This window comes from Rosenbergiella gaditana (assembly GCF_018494065.1).
GTDB lineage: Bacteria > Pseudomonadota > Gammaproteobacteria > Enterobacterales > Enterobacteriaceae > Rosenbergiella > Rosenbergiella gaditana.
Window position 1 is genome coordinate 13,587 of record NZ_JABBFR010000001.1, and the last position, 26,735, is coordinate 40,321.

Genomic DNA, 26,735 nt, shown 5'->3' on the forward strand with positions numbered 1-26,735 from the left:
GCCTAGCAACTTTATTGAACAAAGTGATAAAAAACTATTGCTCAGGCGGCTTCCCCCCTTTAGGATCCTTCGCCGGTACGAAAACGTTTACGTACTGAGTGCGTTCCAACACCATGAGCACGCGATCAATCCTTTCTATTGCATTGTATCGTGTATAAATGACGATAATTTGAGAAAATAACATGCTCGAAAAGCTTTTTAAATTAAAGGCAAACAACACCAACGTTAAAACAGAAATCATTGCCGGAATTACGACCTTTTTGGCAATGGCCTACATCCTTTTCGTTAACCCCTCTATTTTGGGACAGACCGGTATGGATAAGGGCGCAGTCTTTGTTGCGACCTGTTTAGCGGCGGCCATTGGCTCAGTGCTGATGGGGATGATTGCCAACCTCCCTATCGCCCTTGCACCAGGAATGGGGTTAAATGCCTTCTTTACCTATACCGTTGTGTTACATATGGGGTATCACTGGCAGGTCGCATTAGGTGCGGTCTTTATCTCTGCTGTACTCTTCTTTTGTCTTTCTATTTTTAAAATTAGAGAGTGGATTATCCGCAGTATTCCTTTACCGTTACGCTCAGCCATTGCAGCGGGTATTGGTCTTTTTTTAGCGATTGTTGCGCTTGAAGGTGCAGGAATCGTCGTGGACAATCCTGCGACCTTGGTAGGGATGGGCGACTTAACCAAACCCGGTCCGCTGTTAGCCATTGCAGGCTTCTTCTTAATTGTCATCTTAGAAGCGCGCCGAGTAACGGGTGCTGTGTTAATTGGTATATTGGTGATCACGGCTATCTCAATCCTCACTGGACTTTCGCCTTTTGGCGGGGTGATTTCTTCACCACCTTCCTTAGCGCCGACGTTCTTACAGCTGGATATTGCGGGGGCCTTTAATGTTGGACTGATCAGCGTAATTTTTGCCTTCTTATTTGTCGATGTCTTCGATAACTCGGGTACGCTGATTGGGGTGACGCGTAAAGCGGGGCTGACTGACGAGCAGGGTAATATTCCTTCGATGGGGCGTGCGCTACTTTCTGACAGTATTGCCGCGCTGTTCGGTTCGTTGTTAGGGACTTCTACCACCACCAGTTTTGTCGAATCCAGTGCCGGAGCCGCCGTCGGTGGCCGTACCGGGTTAACCGCAATCGTTGTTGGTATCCTCTTTTTGCTTTCCCTATTCTTCTCCCCATTAGCCGGCAGTGTGCCAGTCTATGCAACGGCACCGGCATTACTGTTTGTCGCTGTCTTGATGGCTTCAAGCCTGGCGGAAATCGATTGGAAGGATATCTCTACGGCAGCACCGGCTACCATTACTGCGTTATCGATGCCATTAACCTATTCTATTGCTAATGGTATTGCTTTCGGTTTTATCAGCTGGACAGTGATTAAACTCTGTACGGGGAGATATAAAGAACTGAACCCAGCATTAATCGTGTTGACGGTATTGTTTGTGATTAAACTGGGTTGGTTGACAGCCTAACATGATCAGCGTTAGGTCGATGACCTAACGCTTCTTTTTTAACGGAAAGGGGGCTCAACAAAGGTTCGTAATTTACGAGAATGCAATGTATCTCCCTCAGCCCTGAGTAGGTCTACCGCACAAATCCCTATCTGTAAATGTTCAGAAATCGCCCCGTCATAAAAACGGTTTGCCTGTCCCGGTAATTTAATTTCTCCATGTAAGGGTTTATCCGACACACAAAGCAGGGTGCCATAGGGTACGCGAAAGCGATAACCTTGAGCGGCAATGGTGGCACTTTCCATATCCACGGCAATAGCGCGGCTCAAGTTGAAACGCAGGGCCGAGGCCGCGTAGCGTAGCTCCCAATTTCGGTCGTCGGTGGTGACGACGGTACCTGTACGTAATCGCTGCTTGATGGTGTCGCTGTCGCTCTCACCGGAAAGATGGCGAATGGCATCATAGAGTGCACGCTGAACTTCGGCGATGCTAGGTACCGGAATATCCGCTGGCAACACACTGTCTAACACATGATCATCGCGCAGGTATGCGTGGGCTAACACATAATCACCAATACGCTGGCTCTCACGCAGACCGCCACAATGACCGATCATTAACCAAGCATGTGGCCGTAAGACCGCAAGATGGTCACAGATGGTTTTCGCATTCGAAGGGCCAACACCGATATTGATCAATGAGATACCTTGATTATCAGCGGTTATAAGATGCCAAGCGGGCATCTGGTGTTTTTTCCATGCATCTTGGCGAAGCTCTTGCTCAACGTTCTCCGTATTCAATACCTCTCCACCCGCGCAGACCAGGGCAGTATAAGGCGAATGCGGGTCGGCTACTTGCTCTTTACCCCAACGAATAAATTCATCGACATAGCGGGTGTAATTAGTAAACAGGACATAGGGCTGCACGTTTTCTGGGGGAGTACCGGTGTAATGCTTTAAGCGTGCTAAGGAAAAGTCGACCCGTAGCGCATCAAACTGACCGAGAGGCAGCTCTTGGTCATGAGTCACTAAACCATCAGAAATATCATCGCCGATATTGGCGAGATCGGTGGTTGGAAAGAAACGAGTAATAGTAGCCATTTGCTGGCGATCAATATTCAACGCCAAGCCATCCAGTACATAAGGATAGGGGATTTCAACACTAGAGCGGCGTACTTCTACCGTAAAGTGATACTCTTTGCTAAGCATCTCCAATTGTTCCGTCAAGTAGCGACGAAATAGCGCGGGTTGCGTAATTGTTGCGCTATAGGTGCCTGCATGGGTAAAGCGCCCCCATGCGCGAACCCGTTGAATCGGATTTTGTTCTCCTTGCCAATGTAGCACCAGCTCTGGATACGAGAAGACACCTGCTGGACGTGACTCGCTGCTGGGTACTTCGCCAGACGTTATATAACGTTCTAACGCCGCTCTTAATGCTTTCACGGCGCTCTCATAGTAGGATTCGAGTTGGTCTAATGCTTGGTTAATAGCTAGCGGTGGTTGTGACATGATCATGAACCTCTCTTCATCTGGCGGGGCTTAAAACGCTAAGGTTTACTCTACCTCGTGTTTTTTATAAACGCCAAACAAAGAACAGCATAAGTCATACTTGTATTTAAATTGTTAGATATTATTGAGTTATTAATTTTTAAACACTACAGTTAATCAATAGCCCATCGAGCAATTTGAAATCGTTGATGACCCCCCTGTCTTTTCCGCTCGAAAAAAGGATATGCATTGTGCAGCGTTTTATTCGTCCCCTTGCTCAAGTGATTCAACGTACGCCTTGGTACACCCAACGAAGTCGCTATCGTACGCTTTTCTGGCGCGAGATTACCCCCTTTGCCGTACCTATCTTTATTGAGAATCTCTGTGTCCTATTGATGGGCGTGTTAAGTACCTTTTTAGTCAGTTGGCTGGGTAAAGCGGCCATGGCAGGGGTCGGGTTAGCAGATAGCTTTAACATGGTGGTGATTGCCTTTTTTGCTGCAATCGATCTGGGGACGACAGTTGTAGTGGCCTTTAGCCTGGCACGAGGAGATGGTGAACGTGCTCGTGCTGCAGCTCGACAATCCTTAGGGCTCATGACGGTAATGGGGTTTCTCCTGGCCATTATCATTGAATGTTTTGGGCAAGACATTATTCAAGTCATTGCTGGCAGCGCTGAGCCTGAGGTCAAGGCGATGGCACTTAATTATTTGCATATTTCGGCATGGAGCTATCCGGCAGCGGCTATCGCGTTAATTGGCAGCGGGGCGCTAAGAGGCGCGGGGAATACTAAAGTTCCGATGCTGGTTAATGCCGGGATGAATATTCTTAATATTATCATCAGTTCACTGCTTATCTACGGTTGTTTAGGTTGGAATGGACTCGGTTTCAGTGGGGCAGGGTTAGGATTAACGATATCTCGGTATATCGGTGCATTAATCATTATTATCGTGTTAGCTAATCGATTTAGCGGGGCATTATTGATTCCGGTCAGGAGCTATTTCTCACGCTGGAATACACTCATCCTTAAAGAGGTGCTGAGTATCGGAGTGCCGGCCAGTGTCGAATCAGTATTATTTAACGGGGGAAAACTGTTAACCCAAATCTACGTGGCGGGTATGGGGACCAATGATATAGCGGGTAATTTTATTGCATTCTCTATAGCATCCTTAATCAATTTGCCAGGGAACGCGCTTGCTTCGTCGTCGACTATTATCACGGGTAAACGCTTAGGGCTGAATCAGGTCTTCCAAGCGGAAAAGCAAATTCGTCATGTTTTTTGGTTGGCAACGGTGGGATTAACCCTTATTGCTTGGTCAACGATTCCCTTTGCGGGGCTGCTCGCTCGTTTCTATACCGCCGACCCAGAAGTGATTAAGGTCACTCAGCATCTATTATGGCTCAACGCAGCCTTCATGCCGATTTGGGCCTGTTCTTGGGTACTGCCTGCGAGTCTTAAAGGCGCTCGTGACGCACGTTTCGCGATGTATGTGTCCATGTTCAGTATGTGGGGTGCACGCGTAGTGATGGGTTATGTACTCGGCATCTGGTTAGGATGGGGCGTAATAGGGGTATGGTTAGGTATGGTCATGGATTGGGCAGTGCGCGGTCTCTGTTTTTGGTGGCGATTACACAGTGGTACTTGGTTAACTAATTATCGTAAAATGAATGAAAAACTAACTAAAATAAATTAAGTTCTGCTATAAGAGTATTCCTGTCGCTATCTGTATGATTGAGCTTATTGTGGAAAGATGGCGAAAAACCACCATACTTGCCTGCTAATAGGACGTGCTCGGTAAGCGAAAAGTTTGAATTTTCTGGGGAACTAATGACAAAGACTTCACCTCCGGCTGCCTCATCGCCTTGTTGTGACGATAGCGAAAATGATAAATGTCATTTAGAGACTTTGTATGCTTACAAAGCGATGCTTGATGCCAGTGTTGATTGCATTAAAATTTTGACCCCAGAGGGGCGAATCAAAAATATGAATCACTCTGCATGTACTGCCTTGGGAGCCGACCCCCAGTCTGGCTTTGGAATGGAGTGGTTGTCCTTACTTCCTGTCGAAGTGAGAAAATCGGCTAAAAAGGCGCTGCAAAAAGCCGCTATTGGCGAAAATACGCAATTCCTCGGGAAAAGTATCAGTGAATCGGGTGCAGTAATCTATTGGGATAACCTACTCACGCCAGTACGTAACGAACAAGGCATAGTTGACAGCATTCTGTGTGTCTCAAGAAATGTTACTCAACAATGTGCAGCAGAAACGAAATTACGACACTTAAGTGAGTTTGACGAGCTGACAAATATACCGAATCGTCGTCATTTCCAGTCATATTTAAAAAAAGCGCTGCGCATAGCCAAAGCAACTTATCACTCTGTCACGCTATTACACGCCGATCTCGATCACTTTAAATTAGTGAACGATACCCGAGGAAGCCATTTCGGTGACCATATTTTAAAGGTCGTCGCCAAGCGCTTAGTGAAAATGCTGGCGGGTCAGGGCTATGTTTCTCGGCTAGCGAGCGATGAATTCGCCATCATTATTCCGCAGACGGTCAGTTCCGATGAAGTTACCCAGATCGCTCAAAATCTGATCAATGCTGTGGCGCGGCCAATCAGTCATCATGGCCAATCTGTCCGTCTTTCAATGAGTATCGGCACGGCAACATGGCCTCACTCGGTCGAAAACAGTGATATGTTGACGAAAGCCGCTAACGTCGCATTAAGCGAAATCAAGCAGAATGGTGGGGGTGGGGTGCTGCAGTACCATAGTCAGCTGATGAAAAGCGTGACTCGCATCGCCGAACAATTAGAATTAGCGCAATACGCCATCGATCAGCATAAAATTGAACCTTACTATCAACCCAAGGTGAGATTACACGATGGTCAACTGGTCGGGCTGGAAGCCTTATTACGTTTTACCACTCCTACAGGGGAGTTAGCCTATCCAGGAGCTATTTGGGCGGCGTTCGAAAACCGTGCATTAGTTGAAAAAATTGGTGAGCAAATTCGTACCCGCGTCTTTAAGGATATTCAAGCGTGGACTGAGAAAGGCCTAGCGCTGGTGCCCGTGTCACTCAATGCCTCACCGGTCGAATTTATGTGGGATGATTATGCTGAAAAATGCCTCGCGCAGATTGCCCATCATGGTATTGATCCCCGTCTGATTGAAATTGAAATCACTGAACATATGATTGTGGGTCACGGTGCGGAATTTGTGGTCCGAGCGATTAAAGGGCTTAGAAAACAAGGTATACGCATTGCGCTGGATGATTTTGGAACCGGCTATTCAACCTTAAGTAATATTAAAGATTATTCTGTTGATGTGATTAAAGTCGATCGTAGCTTTGTAAGTAGCTTGCATCAAGGCCGTGAAGGCAAAGCGATTATCAAGGCGCTGCTGTTACTGGCGAATTGTCTTGGTATGGATGTCGTAGCCGAAGGGGTTGAAGAGCAGGAGCAGTGTGATACGCTGATAAAAGAAGGCTATCTCATTGGTCAGGGCTTTTTATTCAGTCCGGCAGTCAGCAACGCACAGATTGAAAAATTACTCGATTCAGACTTCGTCGCAGAGTAAATCGCAGACTGGCTAAGCCCTTCAGGCTTTAGCCAGTCTAGGCTTGCCTTAACTTTCTTCCGGCTGGTACACCTGCCACCAAAGGTTATCCAGTGGTGTATCGCGGTCTTGCTCGGCGGAGCTTGGGTGACGAGGCTTCTGCCAGGGTTTTTTAAGAATATAATGAATATTCTTCACTTCATCGAATTTCCACAAATGCTTATGCTGAAACGGTAATGTTTTCAGTGCATTATAGCCATAAGAAAGCGGTGTCCAGCGATGCTCATAAACTTCATTCAGTAAGTCTTGTTCTGAGAACGGATAACGGCTCAGATCGCTAATCCCCTCAACCTTCTCCACTAAATGGTTAGCCATCTCTTTATCCGGCGTTAACACCAGAAATCCACCATTCAAGTAAAGATCTAGCGCCTCGGGCGGTTGTTGGTCTCTTTCTTGCCAAGTGTAGTGGCAAGCTTCGGGTTGCCAACTGGCAGGGTAGCTGGCGATCTGATTAGGATTACAGCGACAAGCATGGCAGGCAGCAATGTGGCCTTCGGCTAAAGATAAATCAAATAGCTCATCCATATTGCGCACGGCCAACATATCTGCATCAAGAAAAACGATACGACGATATTCTGTTAAGCCCCAGACACGTAATTTCGACCAGACTTCACCGAATTGAGCCGAGGCATAATGTTGGCTGAGTTCAGCTTTAGGATAAAGCGGCGTAATTTCCACCCAGCGACAGCCTTCAGCGGCCAACTGCTCGCGTGCCGTCTCACTGATGGTCGGCGTGACCATTACCACTAAGGGCCATTGGCTCTGTTGTTGTTTAAGTGATCGCTGAAGCGCAATCACCCCAACCAGATACGCGTCTTGAGTGAGAAGGGTAGCCCATGCGTTCATGCCTGATCTCCTATCGTCGAAGGAAAGAGTTGCTGAATATAGTGATTACTAAAGCGCTGCTGCGGGTCGAGCTGCTGCTTCACTGCAAAAAAATCTTGCCATTTAGGATACAGTGTCGGCCAATCATAATGCTGAGGATCGTAATATTTCCCCCAGTGAGGCCGCCCGCCATAGGTGGCCAGTATTTTCTCTACTTCTGTCAGGAAATGCAGGCCGTCTTGAGAGAGAGAACCGTCATCTGCGTAATAGACGACAAAACCAAAATAGCAGGTGTCTTGTTGATACGCAGGACTTAACCAAGCATCCGAAGCGCCTGTGCAACGCAGGATAATAGGGTAATGCATATGCGGTTGCTGCTCGGCATACCACTGTTTGATGTGACGAATAATGGCGGGGGTTTGCGCTAAGGGAACACCAATCTCAACGTTAATTTGTGGCACAGCAATACCGCGACAAAGCAGTTGGTAAATGTCGCCGGTCACATCGGTGAAATCTTTGAAGCGGGCGACAGTACGAAATTGCTTTCCACCATGACCATGAACCTGCGTGTCCGCATGCATCAGGGCAAGGGTTTGGTCGATGGTTGCGTTAAGACTTTCATCTTGGTCAGTGGAGTGACGGACAACTTGCTGAGCATTGTCTTCGTAGTGTTTAAGCGCAGAGTCGTCAGCGGGGTCAATATTCCATACATGTAATAAGTTATCATCGACGAACCACCATGCTTTATTAAAAAGATGTTGATGATTCCACTCGATAATATCGGTCTCGAGGCTGTCTGCGCTCACCGCTGTTTTCTGGCAAGTAAAATAGCGTTCTGGGACAGTGGCAAGTGTCACTTCGGTGATGATCCCTAAGCACCCTAGGTTAACCATCACTGCAGAAAACTCGGCGTCGCCTCGTTGGAAAGTCCGTTTTTCCCCATTAGCGAGAATAAGGGTAAAGCTCAGTACTTCGTCGGTTATCGCACTTTGCTGTAAGCCCTGACCATGGGTACCCGTCGCCAGCGCCCCACCGACAGTTTGTACCGCGATGACCCCGGGGGAGCAATTCAGCATCCTGCCGTTCTGCTGCAGGGTTTTGAAGAGTTCTTGTAAAGGCGTGCCTGCGGCAACGCGTACACTGTGCTCATCCATCGCCAAGACGCCGCGAAGATGTTTTAAATCAAGCAGTACCCCGTCACTCTCGGGCGACACCATGCGTCCAGGTGAGAGCCGGCTACCAATAATACGAATTGGGCCTGAACTCTGTTGAAGGAGTGCCTGTAAAGCCGCCTCATCTTTTGGCGTATGCAACTGTTGTTTGGTTCCTAGTTGCGCATTCCGTGCCCAGTTGAAGATCTGCTCTGCAGAAGGTTCATCCGTTGAACGCTGGGGGTAAAGTATTGGGTTCTGTATCACTCTCGCTCCACTCGCTCATTAGCATAAAAAGGATTGTCGTTTAAGCGTAGTCGATTTTTATCAAAAATATGAAATAGATCACTGTTCTAAAGGATCTTAACAAATTTTTTCCGCAAAGGGGCAATGAATCCTCTCGACGTCCTCGCCAGTGAGTTGGGGGAGGGTCGTCACAGGCCATAGTTTGCCTGTGGCATCCTGCATAGCTGACCTATACGACGACTAGCCGTGCCTGATTACGCAGAGGGTGTTGCGGTTCCAATCGAGCCATATTGTCCAATAACGGTTCAACAATGACCGAAATTTGTGCGAGCGAGGCCATTTGCGGTGTGCTTAGCCCCCGCGTCCGCAGTTGCACGACATCCGATACCTTCATATTCATAACGATAATCTGCTGATGCATACCGGGTTTTGAGTGTGGTAGGTGGTTGATGGCCTGAAGCACTCTTACCGTTGCGGATATCCACATCAAAGGAAGAGCAGGTAGGAAAATAAACAGGAATTGAAGCTACGGGAAACCTCGAAATGGCTGGTAATGTATCCAATTAGTTGAATTGATGTATAATCATCGCTTTGAGGTTTTTCATGGCCAGCGTTACTGTTCATTGTCCCCGTTGTCAGTCTGCTCAGGTTTACCGTCATGGGCAGAACCCTAAAGGCCGTGACCGGTTTCGCTGTCGTGAGTGCCACCGCGTTTTTCTGCTCACCTATACTTATGAAGCCCGCAAGCCCGGCGTCAAAGAACAAATTACCGAAATGGCATTCAACGGTGCCGGTGTCCGGGATACCGCAAGGACGCTCAAAATCGGTATTAACACCGTCATCCGCACCTTAAAAAACTCGCCCCGAAGCGAATAACTTCCTCTCCGGTCGCTCATGCAGATGTGGCGCTTATTTGCGAACTCGATGAGCAATGGAGCTTTGTCGGCAGTAAAGCCCGGCAGCACTGGCTTTGGTACGCATACAATACCAAAACAGGCGGCATTCTGGCTTATACATTCGGACCACGGACGGATGATACCTGTCGTGAACTACTGGCCCTGCTCACTCCGTTTAATATCGGCATGATAACAAGCGATGACTGGGGAAGTTATGCCAGAGAAGTACCAAAGGAGAAGCATCTGACAGGCAAACTATTCACTCAGCGTATTGAGCGTAACAATCTGACGCTAAGAACCCGCATCAAGCGTTTAGCCCGAAAAACAATCTGCTTCTCACGCACAATAGAGCTACATGAAAAAGTCATCGGGGCCTTCATTGAAAAATATATGTTCTACTAATTGGAGTCATTACCCTTTTCTGATACTTTACACACAACGTATTGAGCGTGAAAACCTGAATCTTCGCAACAGGTTGAAACGGCTGAACCGTAAAACCCTGGGATACTCAAAATCTGCAGAAATGCATGACAGGATCATTGGTATATTTATCGAGCGTGAGCACTATGTATTGTAATGCCATTCACCATATTGAATGCACGACACCTATAGCCGGTGTTCATCGTTCCAGCCCTGGAACGCATTAATTTGTGTCGAGAAAAGCGTATAGTTAAGACATAATCCAGCGGTGTGAAAGGTTGTTATCAGTCTTTATATAGACTATATTTAGTCTTATTGTGAAGCCCCTTTCCGGCGACTGAGAGGACATGATGAAAGTAGAAACAATTAGCTATATAAAAAAAAACGCCGCTTCTCTTGATCTCGATGAGCCTATTATTGTGACGCAAAACGGCAAACCGGCGTATGTGATTGAGTCCTACGAGGCATCGATTGAACGTACTCAAGCTATCGCCCTGCTAAAGCTACTTACCTTATCTGAGAAAGATGTGGCTGATGGTCAGGTGCTCAGTAAAGCGCAATTGTTGGACGCGCTCTAATGACGGTTGTCATTCAATACGCCCAAACTGTGAAAGTGTGCCTCGAAGAGGTTAAAGGGTTTCTTGTTAAGACAAATCAAGATCCTAAAGCGGTGATTGTGGGCGTTATCGAAGGCTTTGAAGCCCAAATTTTACCAGCAAAAGGGTGTAGCTTCGAGTGTTTTTACTAGACGTGAGTAGACAAGCTTGGAGGGTTAAGCAATTGATAGAAAGCAAGAAACCAGACGTCAGTAGACATCTGGTTTCTTTAATATGGCTCCTCTGACTGGACTCGAACCAGTGACATACGGATTAACAGTCCGCCGTTCTACCAACTGAACTACAGAGGAATTGTCCTGAAGACGGGGCAGATAATAGCGTCTCGTCTAAGGCTTGTCAAAGCTGTTTTTACCTTGGCGTGGTTAACTGCTGATAAAACAAGCAATAAGAAGAACTCGCGCCAAAAAGTCATGGTAGTGACGGAGTAAGGGCACCTTATCTCGGTAAGGTACCCAGTATGTTTAGGCTTGACGGGCACGGTAGCGTGATGCCCCGAGATAATTAACCCCAACCGCGACCGCAATTAACGCACAACCCGCGAGCAAGCGTAATAAGGGAACGTCACTTCCCCAAAACAGCAGGTTGATCACCAAGCCGATGGGAACATGGAGTTCGTTAAAAATCGCTAAGGCCGTCACACTGACAAGCGTACTGCCTTTTGCTAACCACAGGCTGCCGAGTGCAGTCGCAATCAGTCCCAGATAGATCAGCAAACCCCACTGTAACGGTGTTTGGGGTAATTGGTCTGTGTGGCCAAATAGCGTAAAGAGCAGTGCAGAAATCAGTACTGCCCCAAGGAAGAAGTGCCCCAATATTTTGGTCATCCCCAGCTGAGGATGGCGCGCTAACAGCAAACGGCGGCAAATGACTTGTCCTGCGGCGAAGGTGGCATTGGCTAACTGTAAAATCCAGAAACCGCGCCAAAAATCGCCAGTAAGGCCATGATAATGAATAACCATTCCCCCCGATACCGCGAACGCGGCAGCCAATAACGTCCATGGATTGAAATGACGGTCTAGCGCGTTATTGATCAAGCCTATATAGAGCGGAGTTAGGGTGGTAAAAAGTAACATTTCGGGAACCGTTAATAAACGGAAGCTTTGGTAAGCCAATGCGTAAGTAATCCCGAATTGTAACGCGCCACAGAGCCAAAGGCCGGCGATTAATTTCGCCGGTAGACCCCGCCATGTCATCATGGGCACAAAAACTATCGCCGCGATAAGCGTGCGAATAAACACAGAAAAAAAGCCATCGACATGACCGGCGAGAATATGCCCGGTAAGACTAAATGATGATCCCCAAAGTAGGGTCACTGCTAACATATACCACACAATAATTAACCTTTACGAAAATGATCACTGATTCATCGCGCTAACACGTAAGACGACAAGAGACTTAAGGCGCCTCGGCATGCTCTTCTTGCACGGTGGCGTGCGAGGCTTTCAATAATTGAATATCTAACATCACATACACCATAGTGCTGATAAACAGTGAAATGACACTGCCAATCACGCCACTGGTGGTGAAGGTGAAAAAGTTATACAGCACCACCCAGGTTACACATATAAATAGTGCTAAGGCGCTTTGAATGCCGGTATTGGAATAATTTTGCGGGCCACAATTTAAGTTATCAATATAATGGCTGAGTTGTTGACCGGAGCGAGCTTCCAAGGCAGTAATCGTGGTATGCCAACTGAGATGACGACGATAGGCCCGACGTGTTGAGAAGAAGAAAAGTACGGAGATAAAAAAGCCGGAAAAAGAAATGAGTACAGGTATCGACTCAATCGCATAGTGTAGAGCGAAATGGCTAAAGTTTATCGGCGTGGTCGGTAAGGTGAGTGATGCCCCGAGCATTAAATATAAAAACATAAACAGTACCAAATAAGCGCGTGTGCGCTTATCTGCCAAGATTTCGTCATGTTGCTTCTGCTGGCGAGCAGTATTAAGCAAGCTATTCAGGCGCTGTAATGCGTCATCGTCCATTGAGGGTCGAGAGCCCATAAGGGTATCAATATTAGTAGGAGAAACTGACTCGGTGGTGATCGTCATAGTGTTGAATACCTGTCATAAGATGTGAACTAAACTCAGCCAGTGTAGCAGGTTAGCAAAGTAGCTAAGTAGCTAAGTGGGTGGTGAAACAGTCTTATAAAAAGATAGGGGTGGCCTCACCCCTATCTTTTTATAAGTGGGATTATGGCTCACTAAGGGGTGACTTTTTGATAAAGCAGACGGTCAACAACGAAAGTACGCATCCCAATGTTAAATAGAGCGCGACACCGTGCCAACTGCCATGGGTTAAGGTGACTAAACCCGCTGCAATAAAGGGGGTAAAGCCACCACCCACTACGCTTGCGACTTGGTAGCCGACCCCTGCGCCACTGTAACGATAACGGGCACCGAACATCTCAGTGAACATTGGTTGCTGTACGCACACCACCATATCGTGGGCAAGGTTAGCCAAGAGTAACGAAAACAGAATAATCGGTAGGGTTGCGCCATGTTCGAGGGCCAGGAAAAAAGGCCAAGCACTTATCGCGCCAATAATTGCGCCGGTAACGTAGATCCGTCGACGACCAAAGCGATCCGCCAGCCATGCAAAACAGGGAATTGTCAGGCAACTGACTGCACCGACCATTAAGCCTATCGATAGAAATAATTCACGCGGTAAGCCAAGATTTTGCGTGGAATAATTTAAGGCGAAGGTGGTGACGATATACATCGTCAACAGCTCACATAAGCGTAAGCCAATGATTAAAAAAAACGCCGAAGGGTGTTGAGACATCGCCTCAATAACCGGTAATCGCGGTTTATTTTCTGTTGAAGGGGCAGCAGGCGTATCGTTAATTCCATTACGTAGCCACAGCGTGACGGCGACTAATAAAATACTCAGTAAAAACGGCAGCCGCCAACCCCAGCTCGCGAATTGGGTTTCGCTGGTTAACGCACTGATTAGGCTGACTGAGCCGGTGGCTAATAACAGTCCAACACCATAGCCCATTTGCACACCGCTACTATAAAACGCTTTACGGTGTTTGGGTGCGTGTTCTACGGCCAGTAATGCTGCGCCTCCCCATTCACCGCCTACGGCGAAACCTTGTAGAGCCCTAAGGGTCACTAGTAATCCCGGTGCCCACCAACCGAGGGTGGCGAAAGAGGGGAGAAGGCCAATCCCCGCGGTTGAAATACCCATCAGCCAGACGGTGATAATCAACATCTTTTTGTGGCCCAATCGGTCACCAAAGTGACCAAAAACAATGCCGCCTAATGGGCGGAAGAGGAACCCCACTCCAAAGGTCGCAAAGGCAACTAAGGTTCCCATGGCGGGACTGATTGCGGGGAAAAATTGATGGTTAAAGACTAAGGCAGCAGTTATGCCATATAATAAAAAATCATACCAATCAACCACTGCTCCGGCGAAGCTTCCCCAAGCCGCACGTTTGGCCTGAGAAGGTGAAGGTGAGTGGGCAGGTGCTGAAAGGTTGGTGTTTGCTAGCATAATTATATCTGTTATCCACGACGAAGCGTTTTTTATTGGCGGACAAATAATACTGAGTTCTCATTGAAAAACAATCGCCGGATGCTGGCTTTACGCAGTGTTTTCGCTCGAAAACTGGCAGGATCCAGTGAATTGTGTAAAGTTAATTGAATTACTATCGCGACATTAACGAGGAGAGTTATGCCGAGAATACGTCTCACTGTTACCCGTCTCTATGCCTTAAACGACGAGCGGATGGTGGCAAGCAAAGCCACTGCAAAAATCTATGTGGGTGACGAGTGCATCGCGACGGAAGAGATCTCTGGCTTGACGGAAACGCCAGTCTATAAATATATCCACCATGCTTTACCGGCGGGAATGCCGATTCATGTGGAATGGGATACCCCCGGATTTGCCGATATGACGGCAGTTGAAGAAAATGACTGCCCATGCTGTCAAGACAGTGACATCATTTAACGCTACTGATAAGGATACCTATTTTGGCTGGAACAAGTTTATTTGCGCTGTTAGATGATATCTCAACCCTACTTGATGATGTCTCGGTAATGGGCAAGATCGCAGCGAAGAAGACCGCTGGTGTGCTCGGCGATGATCTTTCACTTAATGCACAACAAGTCAGTGGTGTTAAAGCGAATCGAGAACTCCCTGTTGTCTGGGGCGTGGCGAAAGGCTCTTTACTTAATAAAGTTATTTTAGTCCCTCTGGCGTTGTTGATTTCGGCTTTTGCCCCTTGGTTAATCACCCCCTTATTAATGTTAGGAGGGGCCTATCTCTGTTTTGAAGGTATTGAGAAAGTACTCGACTGGGTATTTCCTGAAAAAGATAAGAAAAGCCCTGAAGCTCGGCAAGCGCGTTTAGCTAAGCTGAGCCAAGACGATGCAGCAAAATATGAACAAGATAAGATTAAAGGGGCGGTGCGTACTGACTTTATTTTATCGGCTGAAATAGTCACCCTTACTTTGGGGATCGTGTCGGCAGCGCCATTGCTCAATCAGATTGTCATTATGGCAGGCATTGCCTTACTGGTAACGGTGGGCGTTTATGGGCTGGTGGGGGTGATCGTTAAAACTGATGATGCAGGCTACTGGCTGGAAGAACGTAAAAATGCTGTGGCCCAAGGGCTAGGTAAGTTTTTGCTGCTGTTGGCGCCAAAGTTAATGAAATTCCTCTCTGTGGTAGGCACCTTGGCCATGTTTTTAGTGGGCGGAGGAATTGTTATCCACGGCTGGCCCTTACTCCATCACTGGATTGAACACCTTACGCATACCTTAACCCACGCCTTGCCTGCGGCAATCAGTAGCCTTGGTGAAAGTGTGGTGTCCAACCTAGCAAGCTTAGTGGTGGGAGCATTATTAGGTGGGCTCGTACTGGTGGTAGTGAAAGCAGTGAGCAAGCTGTTTGGTGCTAAGAAATCAGCAGAGCAGCCAAAATAAGCGATTAGTTTAGGGTGATAGGTATCGTCTCTTTCTCCGACGCGATGCGTCGGGGGAGGAGCAACATACTGGATGCCAGTTAATAAGTGCCGCTCAGCGTAATTAGCCTAATATCCTCCTTCCAACCTATCTTCTATCAACTTATCCAATACAGAATAAAAAGCTCAGTTTGGATTTTAGCGCTATCGTTCCCCTCACTTTACTTCACGAATGAATATCTAAAGAAAAGTAAGAGAAGCAAACCGCTTATTAAAAAAAAGTAAAAGCTAATTACTTTACTCGTTGATAGGGGATGTCTTTTCAATATTTTTTGTATCAATGAATCGAGGTATAAAGAGTACGGTAAAGATTGAGAGTATTTTATTCGTGGCTGGACACACCTTAGCCCATGCTGCTCATCCGGTAGCGAAAAGTAAGATGCTGAATAATATTAGGGAAATCCAGAACAGCCCTTCGCTTTTCGCTACGTTGCACCGAAGATCAGCAAGAGTTGTTGACTTAGGGTCAGCAGCATGTTCTGAATTGCATCCAACAGCAGCGGCATACTTTGGTATAGGGAAAAAATGCCAATCAACAACGTCAATGGAAACCCAATAACGAACGCCGAAAACTGTGGCGTCATACGATTCAACAACCCCAGTGCCAAATTTACCGCCAGTAACATAAAAATAAGCGGTAAAGAGAGTTGTAAAGCGTGGGAGAAAATTGTTTTACCAAGTTGAGCTAGCCCGATAGAGGTCTCCGTTAACGGGTTGAGTGTATCGTAAGGCAACTGCTCAAAACCGTCCGCAAGCTGCTCAATCATCCACACTATCCCATCATGACTCACAAACAGCAGCAAACTAAAATAAGTCAGTAATCGCGATACCACTGAAAGTGAGCTATGACTGCCGGCATCAAAAAACGAGGCAAAAGAGAGCCCCATTTGCAGCGCAATGACCTCCCCAGCTAAGCGAATGGCGGCAAATACAAACTGCATACTGAGCCCCAATGCCGCCCCGATCACACATTGATTGATGATTGTCAGTACGCCCTGTGAAGAGAAAAGGGCGACGTGATGAGTGGCGCTGGGCAAGGCGATCACTAGACTTATTACCAAAGCCAGTGCTACACGTAAGCGCATGGTGATTGATTTCTCTGACAGCAAGGGTGCAAAGCTAAACAGAGCGATAATTCGACAAAAAGGCAGGAAAATCGAGGGCAAGCGATCCGGTAGGCCGATTAAACTGAGCAGATCCATAGGTTATCCGACCCAATGAGGAAAGGTTGTGAGCAGGGTCTTAATATATTCGATCATTATCGTCAGCATCCATGGCCCGGCAATCATTAGCGTGGTCACTACGGCGATAATTTTTGGAATAAAAGAGAGTGTTTGCTCGTTCACCTGTGTCGCGGCTTGCAGTAGACTGATAATCAACCCGGTGAGCAATGCCGCAAGCAGTGGCGGGGCGGCGAGAAATAGGGCGACTTTCATCGCCGCTTGCCCTAAGGTCGTGATCATTTCTGGTGTCATCATACTGTTCTCCCTAATTAGCTGATAAAGCTCTGCGCCAAAGAGCCAATCAATAATTGCCATCCATCAGCCATCACAAACAGCATCAACTTAAAGGGTAGCGCTAGGGTTGCTGGGGGAACCATCATCATCCCTAATGCCATTAATACGCTCGCGACGACCAAATCGATAATCAAAAAGGGAATAAAAAGCGTGAATCCGATTTGAAAAGCGGTCTTTAACTCACTGGTTACATAGGCGGGCACCAGAACGCGAAAAGGCACCGCAGAGGGGGTTTCTGGAGCAGGCAGATGAGCTAAGCGGGTGAAGAGCGCTAAATCGGTTTCACGTGTTTGATGCAGCATAAACGCCATCAGCGGTTTTTTGCCTATATCAACCGCCTCGACCAAGGTGACTTTTTGCTGTTGATAGGGTAAATAAGCCTCTTGCCATATTCGATCAAAAGTAGGCCCCATAATGAACCAGGTCAGGAAGAGCGATAAGCCAATAACCACTTGATTTGGTGGAGCGGCGGTAGTTCCTAACGCGTTACGCAGCAACCCAAAAACAATGATCAGGCGCGTGAAGCTGGTCATCAGTAATAAGGCAGCAGGAATAAAACTGAGTGCGCCGACCAGAACCAGTGTTTGAACGGGCATAGCCCAGTCTTGCCCGCTACCGAATAGTGGTTGGAAGGGCTGTGCCCAAGCGCAGTGGGGGAGGAGGCTGACCATCACCCCCCCAACCACTCGATTACGCGTAAAATGACTCATAGTATTTTCCTTGCGCGAAACTGTGCAAATTTCTCAGCAAAGCGCTGGGGAACGATAGGGGGCTCCGCGCATGCATCCATCGCTGGCTCAGCGAGAGTACAGAGAAACTGAATAGTCTGAGGTGTCACCCCGAGTACGATATGTTGCTCTCCCACTTGCGCAATTATCAGGCGTTCGCGAGGGCCGATCACGAGCGTCTCTTTTATGGCGAGATAACGCGCCCCTTTGTATCGCCCCCCCTGAGGAAGATGCTTGAGTAACTTTTTAACCCCGAGTAGGAGGAGGATAATCACGATTAATGCCCCGCCTGAATGTAACAGCATCTGGTTAGCCGATATCTCTACGAGGGGAGCAGCAGTAGTTGCAGTCATTGTCTTTTCACTATCGATTTAAACGGCGCATGCGCTCAGAAGGCGTAATAATATCCGTGATCCGAACGCCATATTTATCATTGACCACCACCACTTCGCCTTGAGCAATCAGGTAATGGTTAATTAAAATATCGAGCGGTTCGCCCGCCAACCCTTCCAACGGTACGATAGAACCTTGGGTTAACCGTAGTAGCTCTTTAATTGTCATGCGAGTTCGGCCTAATTCAACGGTAAGTTGAATGGGGATATCCATAATTAGATTAATATCCTGTAGCGGATCCACAGGTTCAGGCAGGGGGGAAACTGGCGGTGAAACCTTATCTGACTCCCCGTCGCTGACCTGTTGTTCAGCGAGGGCTTCCGCCCATGGGTCAGGGGTTAATTCATTATTTTCTGGGGTAGAGGGGGTATCACTCATGGGAAGTTCCTTGTTGTAAGGTTGAGAGCAGTGGCGTAATCAGTTGATTCACACTCAGGGCATACTGATCGTGATGAATACCGTGTGAGGCGGTAAACACCGGCACATTATCGACTGTCGCAATAATGTTTTCGGGCGACTCTATTGCAAGCACATCGCCTACCTGTAGACCCATAATTTGGCGGAGTGTGATGGAGAGTTCGGTCAGCCGTGCGGTGACTTCTACGGGAGATTGTTGGACTTCGTTGACCAAGTTTTCACGCCAGAGACAATCCTCATGCTGACTGTTCTCCAACGGCGGGTTAACCAATAACTCACGCAGGGGTTCAATCATCGAGAAAGGGATGCAGATATTAAAATGTCCCACCAAATTACTGATCTCGACTTGGAAAGTGGTATTAATCACAATGTCATTGGGTGAGGTAGTAATATTGGTAAACTTGACCTGCATTTCCGAACGCACATACTCCATGGTCAAGGGGTAGATCGCTTGCCACGCTTCTTGATAATTATCCAACGCCAGACTTAACAAACGACGGATCACCCGCTGTTCGGTATAGGTAAACTCACGGCCTTCCACCTTGGTCGGGAAACGTCCATCCCCCCCAAATAAGTTATCCACCACGATAAACACTAAGCTGGGTGAAAAGACAATCAGAGCCGTGCCACGCAAAGGTTTCATATGCAGCAGATTGAGGTTAGTGGGTACGGGCATGTTGCGCGCAAATTCTTGATAGGGCTGGATATCGATAGATTCCACCGTGATATCTGGACTGCGACGCAGAAGATTGAATACCGCCATCCGAAATTGACGGGCAAAACGCTCATTAATAATTTCTAAGGCTTGTAGCCGTTCACGTACCACGCGACGTTGTGTCGTTGGATCATAATCTCTAATGGTATTCGGATCACCCTCATCGGTTGCGGCTTCCGTATTGCCGGAATCACCGTTAAGCAATTGGTCGATTTCAGCTTGGGATAAACTTGTATCAGCCATTACTGCTACCTCAAGATAAAGGTGGTGTAGAGAATATCTGCGATATCTTGCTCAGGTAATCCATGAGCGAGAGGGTCCTTTAACACCTTTTTAATTTGTACGGATAACGCCGTTTTACCCTCTTCCGTTTGCAATGCCGTTTGTTCTTGATGACTTAATAACAATAGAATGCGGCTTCTTACTGCGGGGAGGTACTTGATTAAACGCTCTTCCGTTTGCTTATCCTTGAGCCGTAAGGTGAAGCCGATATAAAGAACGCGTTCATCCTGGGAGGCTGACGCCATTAAATTAACGGTGAAAGGTTCGAGCGGATAGAAAAGGGGTTGTGGGATAGTGATCTCCTCAGGGACCTGAGTGAGGGTCGGTGTCTGGGGGGACGTGCTTAACGCCCGCAGTTTCCATACGGCATACCCTGCAGCACCGCAGGCAATAAGTGCGATAACCGTTAAGAGAATGATCCATTTTCGAGCGGATTTATGGGGTGATTCGGATTTGGTCGACATGGGGTCTCGATATCCTTGCAATAGCAATTAAATTGGTGTGACGCTTATTATCCAAGGTTGAATAGGGGGTAATCGGCGGAATAGCGGGATTTTTTCGGGAATATTACGCAGTTCGCTCAGTCTTTAATCGACTGAGCGAGCGCCTACACGATAAGCGCTATTTGGCTGCCATCGCGCAGTGCTACGGGCGAGTTTTCCGTGGTAAGCGAGGGCTCACTGGCGTCTCCCTGCGTGAAATTCACCGCGGGCTGGGGCCTAGGCTGATCCGATGAGGGAGTGTATTGCTGCCCAGAGGCGGAGTCGTGCCCGACTTGACTATTTCCTAACTGAATACCGTTATCAGCCAGCGCTTGCCGCAGTTGCGGAAGGGCCGCTTCTAAGGCTGCTCTGACCTGCCCATGGTTTGACAGCATGATTAATTCAGCATGATCCTTATTAACGGTCATTGAGATTTTTACATCGCCTAACTCTTCAGGATGAAGCTTCAAATGAATAGTTTGTTGCCCTTGCTTATGGAAAATGATCTGTTGTGAGAGATCACGTTGCCACTGTGCAGAGCCTAAGGGGGCTTTCAGTTCTTGAGCACTGGCATGTTGTACCCTAAGTTCAGGAAATGAAGGCGGCTGCGTCAGGGAAAGTGGCGCAGTGTGAGCCTGAGGCGCGCGGGATTCGCTCAAGGCTTTTTGCTCTGTCAACGGCGGTTGAGCACTTAACTGGGCAGTGATCGGTGTTAACGATGGCGGTGGAAGATTAACAGGGTTAAGTTGCGTTTGTGCGGTCGTGTGCTGTAAGAGTTGACAGGAAGTATCGGTGAAGGTGCTTTTTCTCCCCGATAGGGAAGGGGCTGAGTGGAGAGGCGCGTGAGTTAAGCTAGCCGAACGCTCCTCATTTTCTACCAAGTCGTGAGGCATGGTGCTTGAAGGGGAAAGAGTAAAGCGAGGTGACTCGGGGGGTAACATCGACGACACGAGATTCAGTAATGATGTAGCCTGTGTTGGCTCAGAATGTTCGATATTGTCGGTGAGTTCATTATTGTCGGTGAGTTCATTCTCTGCCATCGATTTAGTGAATGGCGCAGTTTTTACCGAGCATTTAGGGGCCAACAGCTCACCGAAAGAGGGGGCAATGGTTTCATCGGCCAGTAGACTTTCGGGCTTGATCGCCAACGAATGAGGTAAACTCGCGACTTTCCCTGATAACGTTAGTAACGGTAATAGGCTTATCGTCATGACTCTTTTCCTTGAAAACGGCGGTTAGCAAATTCATCACTGGATTTCTGTTGTGCGCGAGCCTGACACAGCGAGTTGCGCTGATTACGCCGTTCAATCAATACCTGTAAGGCGTTAACTTTCTGTCGGGATTGTTGCCAATCATCGAGTAAATGCTGTTGTTGTTGATCCAGAACCTCGACCGCCGCAGATTGGGCGGTCAGGGCATGCTCGACGGTCTGTAAAAAGGCATAATAATTATCACGTCGATAGCTATAGATCCCCCCTTCAGACTCGTGACGTAATAGTTGTTGATAATCATGTTGGTAGTGGTGCAGCAACTGTTGCTGTTCGCTGGCCTGTTGACGTTCGTGTTGTAGCGTCGCGAGTTGTTTTGCGACGTTATCACGTTGAACGGTCGCTCTGTCCTTTAATACCTCTAAAACACTTTTATGACTCATTACTGCTCCTCATTCACTGAGATCAGCGCAGCAAGTTCTGTATACGCCTGTGTGTAATCACAACGCTCACTGATCTCTTGTTGGAGATAACGACAAATATCTGGGTAACGTTCGATCGCGCGATCTAGTTTCGGATCAGTGCCGGCGGTATAGGCCCCGACACTGATTAAGTCTTGATTACGCTGGTACAATGCCAATAATCGTTTGCATTCACGGGCATACTGCAACTGTTCCGGAGAGACAATTTCATGCATTACCCGACTGATCGACGCTTCAATATCGATGGCGGGATAGTGGCCAGATTCAGCGAGCTCCCGTGACAGAACGATATGGCCATCAAGGATCGCGCGTGCAGCATCGGCGATCGGATCTTGTTGGTCATCACCCTCCGTTAATACGGTGTAGAAAGCGGTAATTGAGCCGTTGATACTCTCACTATTCCCAGCGCGCTCAACGAGGGCAGGTAGTTTGGCGAACACCGACGGGGGATAGCCTTTGGTGGCAGGGGGCTCACCAATCGCGAGCGCAATTTCACGTTGTGCCATGGCATAACGCGTCAACGAGTCCATAATCAGCAGTACGTTGTAACCCCGATCCCGAAAATCTTCCGCAATACGGGTCGCGTAGTTCGCTCCTTGTAAACGCAATAGGGGGGAGACATCTGCCGGTGCGGCAATGACGACTGCGCGAGATAATCCTACTTCACCCAGGATCTGCTGGATAAAATCTTTCACTTCTCGACCACGTTCACCGATAAGTCCAACAACAATAACATCGGCGCTGGTATAACGGGCCATCATCCCCAACAGCACACTTTTACCCACTCCTGAACCGGCAAAAAGCCCCATTCGCTGCCCACGGCCTACGGACAGTAAGCCATTGATCGCGCGCACACCGGTATCCAGAACCTGATCAATGGGTTTACGCAGTAAGGGATTAAGTGGTGGGGTAGTGAGTTTCCCGGACTCCACGGTTAATAGTGGGCGGTTGTCCAAGGGTCGCCCACAGCTATCGAGGATCCGCCCGAGTAGCGCGGGCCCTAAAGGCAGGCTTCCCTCCCTTCCCGTTTTACCCTGCGAGGCATAGACTCGGCATCCTGGGCGAATCCCCTCCATTGCCCCAAGAGGCATTAAGAAGAGTTGATTCCCTTTAAATCCGACGACCTGTGCTTCACATTTTTTCTCTGCGCCGCCGTGTTCCCGTTCAATCCAACAGTGGCTACCTAAGGAGAGCTTTAAGCCACTCACCTCCAGCACTAAGCCTGTTGCGCGAGTTAAATAGCCATAGTGGCGTGGGGTAAACGTGGTACTCAGGCTCTGTTCGAAGCGATCTAATCGTCCCATCCAGCGATGTAGCATAAGCATTAGTAAGCTCCCTGCTGAGCCAGCTCGCATAAGCTTTGCCAACGTGTAGAGAGGGCGCTTTCCAGTTCACCTTCGTCACTGACTAAACGGCAGTCACCGCGTGGTAGGGTACTGTCTACCACCACTTCCCAACGTGGGTGTTCAGTGAGCGTCGACAGTTGTCCTTGAAGAAATTGGTGATCCTGCGGATTAATTTTCAGCGTGAGTGTGCCCGTCAGTAACGTCTCTTGTGCCAGCAACTGCTTCACTTGCGTCATGACCATTCGTGCGTCATGGCTGACCTCTTCTCCTGTTAGCTGGTGGGCAATTTCTAGTGCTAATTGTACCAATCGATAGCTCACTGTTTCTTCGAGCAGATCGAACGAAAGGGTGACTTGTTGCACCAGCTTTTCAATACTGGCGAGTGCTTGTTGCTGTTGAACCGTGGCGCGTTCTAACGCCTGCTGGGTCCCTTGTTGTAAGCCTTCACGTTCGCCCTCTGCTTTGCCCGCGGCATAGCCTTCTTCCCAAGCGTTATCGCGAACCGAGGCACGAAATGCCTCAATCTCTTGTTGCGCGTCAAGGGGGGCTGTCGTCTCTGGCGCGCTGATGGGTAGAGGGTCTGCAGGGACGGTGATCGCTTGTTGTCCTGGCTCCGCAAACTGTTGCGGCTGCCATTTCTGCCAGGCTATTGAGGGATCTTGTTTAGACATAGGCTTCATCGGCTCCTCCAATTACCATATCGCCACTTTCGGCAAGGCGTCTGACGACCAGTAGTATCGTTTTTTGTGCCGTTTCTACATCGGAAAGGCGCATTGGTCCACGATTGACAAGGTCATCACGTAAGATATCCGCAGCACGGGTTGACATGTTATTCAAGAATTTATCTCGCAGTGCGTTATCGGCACCTTTCAGGGCAATTAATAACTGCTCCGCATCGATCTCTTGGATCAAGCGTTGTAGGCTGCGGTCATCAACGTCCACCAGATTTTCGAATAAGAACATTTCGTCGATAATTTTTTGTGCCAGATCGCCATCAAAGGCGCGAACTGCATCGATAATGGTCTCTTCTTGGTGTGATTTCATCAGGTTTAGAATCTCTGCAGCGGTACGAATACCGCCCATTTTTGCACGCTTGATATTTTGGCCGTCGAGCAAGTTATTCAGTACCTCGGTCAGTTCGGCTAATGCTGCCGGTTGCACACCCCCAAAGGTAGCAATCCGTAACATGACATCTTGGCGTAATCGCTCGTCGAAATGTGCCAAGATATCGGCAGCTTGTGAGCGTTTTAAATGGACTAAGATCGTGGCGATAATCTGCGGGTGCTCCTCGCGAATAAGATCGGCAGCAGAAGTCGGATCCATGAGGTTAAGCGTATCCATTCCCGATGTGGTATCGCGCGTTTCCAGCAAGTCTTCCAGTAGACTACTGGCGCGCTCTTCTCCTAATGCTTTGATCAACACCGTGCGCAGGTAATCATTCGAGTTAATCGACAGTGCAGCATACTGCTCCGCATCCTGCTCAAATTGCTGCAAGACATGTGTAAGCTGTTGATGAGAAACCTGGCGCATGGTCGCCATCGCACTACTAAGGTGTTGGACTTCGCGCTGATTAAGATGCTTGAATACCTCTGCAGCGCGTTCCTCGCCGAGGGTCATCATCAAAATTGCACTACGATCCGTGCCCGTCATTTTCATAGTTCGTTCCCCATCCAATCACGGATCACTAAGGCCACTACTTGTGGTTCATTTTCTGACATTGTCCGAATTCGTTGACTCATTTGTTCGGAATTTATCCGCAGCTGTGCTTTACGCGCTGCTTCATTAATGGTGGGATCGACCACACTTGGTTCTTTAGGCGTATCGATAACCGGTGAATTAAGCGTCTGCTTGAATTGACTGAACGCTGGCGAAACAATCTTACGGTACAGCACTGTGGCGATGATAATGACGACAAGCCAGCGCAACGCCTGTGTCGCGAGCGAAATCCATTGTGATTGCTGCCACCAAGGTAAAGCATCGTCTGCAAATTCGTGCGCGGTAAAAGGGGTATTGACCACATTGACGCTATCGCCGCGGGCCTCTGTGTAACCCATCGCTTGCTTAACCAGACTGGTAATTTGACTCATTTGTTGGGCCGAGAGGGCCTCGTCTTTACCTTCCTTATCTTGCTGATAATTAACCACCACCGCGACTGATAAACGCTTAACCCCGCCAGTACTCAATTGTGTATGGCGTGTCGTTTTATCGAGTTCATAGTTAATGGTACTTTCATTGTTCATCTGTAGCGGCGTTTTTTTGACTGTAGAGGCCGTCTCTCCTTGGGTAGTGGTCTTTTTACCTCCTTCAATATTGGCTTGCGTGGGAGGCGTCGGTTGATTCGACAACGCACCGGGCACCCCTTCGGCTTGCTGTTGATTTAGTTCACTTTGGCTACGCTGGGCGGAGCGAATGGATTGCTTAGCCGAATCATTGTTAGGTTGATAGCGTTCATCTGTCTGTTCTTGGCGGTCAAAATTAATCTCTGCCGTGACTTGCGCTCGCACGTTGTGCTGTCCAAGTATTGGGCGCAGTAATTGTTCGATCCGTTGTTGGACCGTCTTTTCTACACGCTGTGTATATTTCAATTGGGTGGTATTTTGCGTTTGTGCAGCCACACCGGCGCCTGATAAGAGTTCCCCTGCTTGATCGACCACGGTGACATTATCGGCACTCATGCCTGCCACACTGCTGGCAATAAGATGAACGATGGCGTTAATTTGCGAGGAATCCAGTACGCGTCCGGGTTGCAGTTTTAGGGTAACGGCGGCAGTGGGCGGTTGTTTTTCTCGAACGAATACGCTGGGGCGGGGGATAGCCAGATGAACGCGGGCGGTCACCACTGGGTCCAGTGTTTCAATGGTTCGTGAAAGCTCTCCTGCCAAGGCGCGCTGAAAATTAACTTGTTCGTTAAATTGGCTTAGACCGAATTTTTCCTCATCCAATAACTCGAAACCGGTCGTGCTACTTTTCGGTAACCCTTGACTAGCAAGGCGTAAACGCAGCTCTCTAACTTGCTGACTGGGAACAAGAATCGCACCGGTATGCGGTTCCAGTTGGTAAGGGACGTTCATTTTGGTTAAAACGCTAACGATGTTCCCCCCCTCAGCTTCCGAAAGTGAACCATAAAGCGTTCGATAGTCTGGGCTACGGGCCCATAATGTGAGGGCCGCAACCACCGCGATAGAAAAAGCGGCAGCCACGATAAATACCACCTTCTGTTGGTCGCGTAAGGTTGCAATATATTGCTGGACTCTACTCCATAAGGTCGTGGGCAGGGTGGCAGTGTTTATGCTCATGCAGACACTCCTAACGTAGCCCAGCGGTTGGTGTGATGTGACAGCACATGATTCTCCTCATTGACACAAATTAATAACGACTCTTTATCAGACTTATTATTTGAGTTCTGAGAAGAAGTAATGGTCGGATGAGGGGATCTTTTCATGGCTAATTTTTAGATTTGAATCATTAGCACCCTGTTAGAGT

At 48.2% G+C, this 26,735-nt stretch carries 28 protein-coding genes, 1 tRNA gene and 1 pseudogene; 9 read left to right on the forward strand and 21 right to left on the reverse strand.

Features of this window, described 5'->3' with window-relative positions; genetic code table 11:
- Positions 1 to 182: 182 nt before the first annotated feature.
- Positions 183 to 1,478, forward strand: a complete 1,296-nt coding sequence (locus tag HH682_RS00075) for an NCS2 family permease (RefSeq protein WP_214235054.1) — start codon at positions 183 to 185, stop codon at positions 1,476 to 1,478.
- Positions 1,479 to 1,516: 38 nt separating this feature from the next.
- Here HH682_RS00075 and HH682_RS00080 read toward each other — a convergent pair whose 3' ends face one another.
- Positions 1,517 to 2,962 (reverse strand): AMP nucleosidase, encoded by a 1,446-nt coding sequence (locus HH682_RS00080; protein WP_214235056.1) that lies wholly within the window; start codon positions 2,960 to 2,962, stop codon positions 1,517 to 1,519.
- 230 nt (positions 2,963 to 3,192) lie between these two features.
- Here HH682_RS00080 and HH682_RS00085 point away from each other — a divergent pair, with 230 nt between their 5' ends.
- The gene (locus HH682_RS00085; protein WP_338049279.1) at positions 3,193 to 4,635 is read left to right on the forward strand and encodes an EmmdR/YeeO family multidrug/toxin efflux MATE transporter; all 1,443 of its coding nucleotides are present in this window, start codon (positions 3,193 to 3,195) and stop codon (positions 4,633 to 4,635) included.
- 134 nt (positions 4,636 to 4,769) lie between these two features.
- Entirely contained in the window at positions 4,770 to 6,518 is a 1,749-nt protein-coding gene (locus HH682_RS00090) for a sensor domain-containing protein (protein ID WP_214235060.1), read from the forward strand.
- Between the two features lie 48 nt (positions 6,519 to 6,566).
- Here the strand turns inward: HH682_RS00090 and HH682_RS00095 are convergent, their stop codons facing one another.
- From HH682_RS00095 to HH682_RS00105, 3 genes are all read right to left on the reverse strand, one after another.
- Positions 6,567 to 7,403 carry a glycosyltransferase family 8 protein gene (locus tag HH682_RS00095; protein WP_214235062.1) on the reverse strand — a complete coding sequence of 279 codons (837 nt, stop codon included), beginning with the start codon at positions 7,401 to 7,403 and terminating at the stop codon, positions 6,567 to 6,569.
- Positions 7,400 to 8,800, reverse strand: a complete 1,401-nt coding sequence (locus HH682_RS00100; protein ID WP_214235064.1) for a D-arabinono-1,4-lactone oxidase — start codon at positions 8,798 to 8,800, stop codon at positions 7,400 to 7,402. Before HH682_RS00100 ends, HH682_RS00095 begins: the two co-directional genes overlap by 4 nt.
- 208 nt (positions 8,801 to 9,008) lie before the next feature.
- Positions 9,009 to 9,179, reverse strand: a complete 171-nt coding sequence (locus HH682_RS00105) for a hypothetical protein (RefSeq protein ID WP_214235066.1) — start codon at positions 9,177 to 9,179, stop codon at positions 9,009 to 9,011.
- Between the two features lie 203 nt (positions 9,180 to 9,382).
- Here HH682_RS00105 and HH682_RS00110 point away from each other — a divergent pair.
- The 4 genes and pseudogenes from HH682_RS00110 (at position 9,383) to HH682_RS00125 (ending at position 10,843) form a co-directional block, all read left to right on the forward strand.
- Positions 9,383 to 10,077, forward strand: a protein-coding gene (locus HH682_RS00110) for an IS1 family transposase (protein WP_214235068.1) whose coding sequence is annotated in 2 segments (ribosomal slippage) — positions 9,383 to 9,629 and positions 9,629 to 10,077 — 696 coding nt in all. Because the reading frame shifts where the segments join, the coding sequence is not laid out codon by codon here.
- A 25-nt stretch (positions 10,078 to 10,102) separates the two neighbouring features.
- A pseudogene (locus HH682_RS00115) lies at positions 10,103 to 10,252 on the forward strand (IS1 family transposase); the annotation flags it as partial.
- A gap of 193 nt (positions 10,253 to 10,445) precedes the next feature.
- Positions 10,446 to 10,673 carry a type II toxin-antitoxin system Phd/YefM family antitoxin gene (locus HH682_RS00120; protein WP_214235522.1) on the forward strand — a complete coding sequence of 76 codons (228 nt, stop codon included), beginning with the start codon at positions 10,446 to 10,448 and terminating at the stop codon, positions 10,671 to 10,673.
- Entirely contained in the window at positions 10,673 to 10,843 is a 171-nt protein-coding gene (locus HH682_RS00125) for a hypothetical protein (RefSeq protein WP_214235070.1), read from the forward strand. The genes HH682_RS00120 and HH682_RS00125 overlap by 1 nt, the downstream gene beginning before the upstream one ends.
- An 83-nt stretch (positions 10,844 to 10,926) precedes the next feature.
- Here the strand turns inward: HH682_RS00125 and HH682_RS00130 are convergent.
- The 4 genes from HH682_RS00130 to shiA form a co-directional block, all read right to left on the reverse strand.
- Positions 10,927 to 11,002, reverse strand: a tRNA-Asn gene (locus HH682_RS00130).
- A 171-nt stretch (positions 11,003 to 11,173) separates the two neighbouring features.
- Entirely contained in the window at positions 11,174 to 12,043 is an 870-nt protein-coding gene (locus tag HH682_RS00135) for an EamA family transporter (RefSeq protein WP_214235072.1), read from the reverse strand.
- 64 nt (positions 12,044 to 12,107) lie between these two features.
- A complete protein-coding gene (locus HH682_RS00140) occupies positions 12,108 to 12,764 on the reverse strand; it encodes a hypothetical protein (protein WP_214235074.1) in 657 nt (218 codons plus the stop codon).
- 142 nt (positions 12,765 to 12,906) lie between these two features.
- Entirely contained in the window at positions 12,907 to 14,211 is a 1,305-nt protein-coding gene (gene shiA, locus HH682_RS00145) for a shikimate transporter (protein WP_214235076.1), read from the reverse strand.
- A gap of 180 nt (positions 14,212 to 14,391) precedes the next feature.
- On the opposite strand from shiA, the gene HH682_RS00150 reads away from it, so the two are divergent.
- Together HH682_RS00150 and HH682_RS00155 are read left to right on the forward strand one after the other, a co-directional pair.
- Complete coding sequence (locus HH682_RS00150; protein ID WP_214235078.1) at positions 14,392 to 14,667, forward strand: hypothetical protein; 276 nt, start codon at positions 14,392 to 14,394, stop codon at positions 14,665 to 14,667.
- A 23-nt stretch (positions 14,668 to 14,690) separates the two neighbouring features.
- Entirely contained in the window at positions 14,691 to 15,644 is a 954-nt protein-coding gene (locus tag HH682_RS00155) for a DUF808 family protein (protein ID WP_214235080.1), read from the forward strand.
- Positions 15,645 to 16,107: 463 nt separating this feature from the next.
- Here HH682_RS00155 and fliR read toward each other — a convergent pair whose 3' ends face one another.
- The 13 genes from fliR to fliF all read right to left on the reverse strand — a co-directional run bounded on the left by fliR (position 16,108) and on the right by fliF (position 26,548).
- Positions 16,108 to 16,884, reverse strand: a complete 777-nt coding sequence (gene fliR, locus HH682_RS00160; RefSeq protein WP_214235082.1) for a flagellar biosynthetic protein FliR — start codon at positions 16,882 to 16,884, stop codon at positions 16,108 to 16,110.
- A gap of 3 nt (positions 16,885 to 16,887) precedes the next feature.
- Complete coding sequence (gene fliQ, locus HH682_RS00165; RefSeq protein WP_214235523.1) at positions 16,888 to 17,157, reverse strand: flagellar biosynthesis protein FliQ; 270 nt, start codon at positions 17,155 to 17,157, stop codon at positions 16,888 to 16,890.
- A gap of 17 nt (positions 17,158 to 17,174) precedes the next feature.
- Positions 17,175 to 17,870 (reverse strand): flagellar type III secretion system pore protein FliP, encoded by a 696-nt coding sequence (gene fliP / locus HH682_RS00170; protein WP_250318477.1) that lies wholly within the window; start codon positions 17,868 to 17,870, stop codon positions 17,175 to 17,177.
- A gap of 35 nt (positions 17,871 to 17,905) precedes the next feature.
- Positions 17,906 to 18,280, reverse strand: a complete 375-nt coding sequence (locus HH682_RS00175) for a FliO/MopB family protein (RefSeq protein ID WP_214235086.1) — start codon at positions 18,278 to 18,280, stop codon at positions 17,906 to 17,908.
- A gap of 10 nt (positions 18,281 to 18,290) precedes the next feature.
- Positions 18,291 to 18,698 (reverse strand): flagellar motor switch protein FliN, encoded by a 408-nt coding sequence (fliN, locus tag HH682_RS00180; RefSeq protein ID WP_214235088.1) that lies wholly within the window; start codon positions 18,696 to 18,698, stop codon positions 18,291 to 18,293.
- Positions 18,691 to 19,695, reverse strand: coding sequence for a flagellar motor switch protein FliM (gene fliM, locus HH682_RS00185; RefSeq protein ID WP_214235090.1), 1,005 nt, complete (start codon positions 19,693 to 19,695; stop codon positions 18,691 to 18,693). Before fliM ends, fliN begins: the two co-directional genes overlap by 8 nt.
- A 5-nt stretch (positions 19,696 to 19,700) precedes the next feature.
- A complete protein-coding gene (gene fliL / locus HH682_RS00190) occupies positions 19,701 to 20,198 on the reverse strand; it encodes a flagellar basal body-associated protein FliL (RefSeq protein WP_214235092.1) in 498 nt (165 codons plus the stop codon).
- Positions 20,199 to 20,341: 143 nt separating this feature from the next.
- On the reverse strand, positions 20,342 to 21,427 hold the full coding sequence (locus HH682_RS00195) for a flagellar hook-length control protein FliK (RefSeq protein WP_214235093.1): 1,086 nt from the start codon (positions 21,425 to 21,427) through the stop codon (positions 20,342 to 20,344).
- Positions 21,424 to 21,867 carry a flagellar export protein FliJ gene (fliJ, locus tag HH682_RS00200; RefSeq protein ID WP_214235095.1) on the reverse strand — a complete coding sequence of 148 codons (444 nt, stop codon included), beginning with the start codon at positions 21,865 to 21,867 and terminating at the stop codon, positions 21,424 to 21,426. The genes HH682_RS00195 and fliJ overlap by 4 nt, the downstream gene beginning before the upstream one ends.
- Entirely contained in the window at positions 21,867 to 23,231 is a 1,365-nt protein-coding gene (gene fliI / locus HH682_RS00205) for a flagellar protein export ATPase FliI (protein WP_250318462.1), read from the reverse strand. Before fliI ends, fliJ begins: the two co-directional genes overlap by 1 nt.
- On the reverse strand, positions 23,231 to 23,923 hold the full coding sequence (locus HH682_RS00210; RefSeq protein ID WP_214235099.1) for a flagellar assembly protein FliH: 693 nt from the start codon (positions 23,921 to 23,923) through the stop codon (positions 23,231 to 23,233). Before HH682_RS00210 ends, fliI begins: the two co-directional genes overlap by 1 nt.
- Positions 23,916 to 24,908, reverse strand: a complete 993-nt coding sequence (gene fliG, locus HH682_RS00215; protein ID WP_214235101.1) for a flagellar motor switch protein FliG — start codon at positions 24,906 to 24,908, stop codon at positions 23,916 to 23,918. The genes HH682_RS00210 and fliG overlap by 8 nt, the downstream gene beginning before the upstream one ends.
- Positions 24,905 to 26,548 carry a flagellar basal-body MS-ring/collar protein FliF gene (fliF, locus tag HH682_RS00220; protein ID WP_214235103.1) on the reverse strand — a complete coding sequence of 548 codons (1,644 nt, stop codon included), beginning with the start codon at positions 26,546 to 26,548 and terminating at the stop codon, positions 24,905 to 24,907. The genes fliG and fliF overlap by 4 nt, the downstream gene beginning before the upstream one ends.
- Between the last annotated feature and the right edge of the window lie 187 nt (positions 26,549 to 26,735).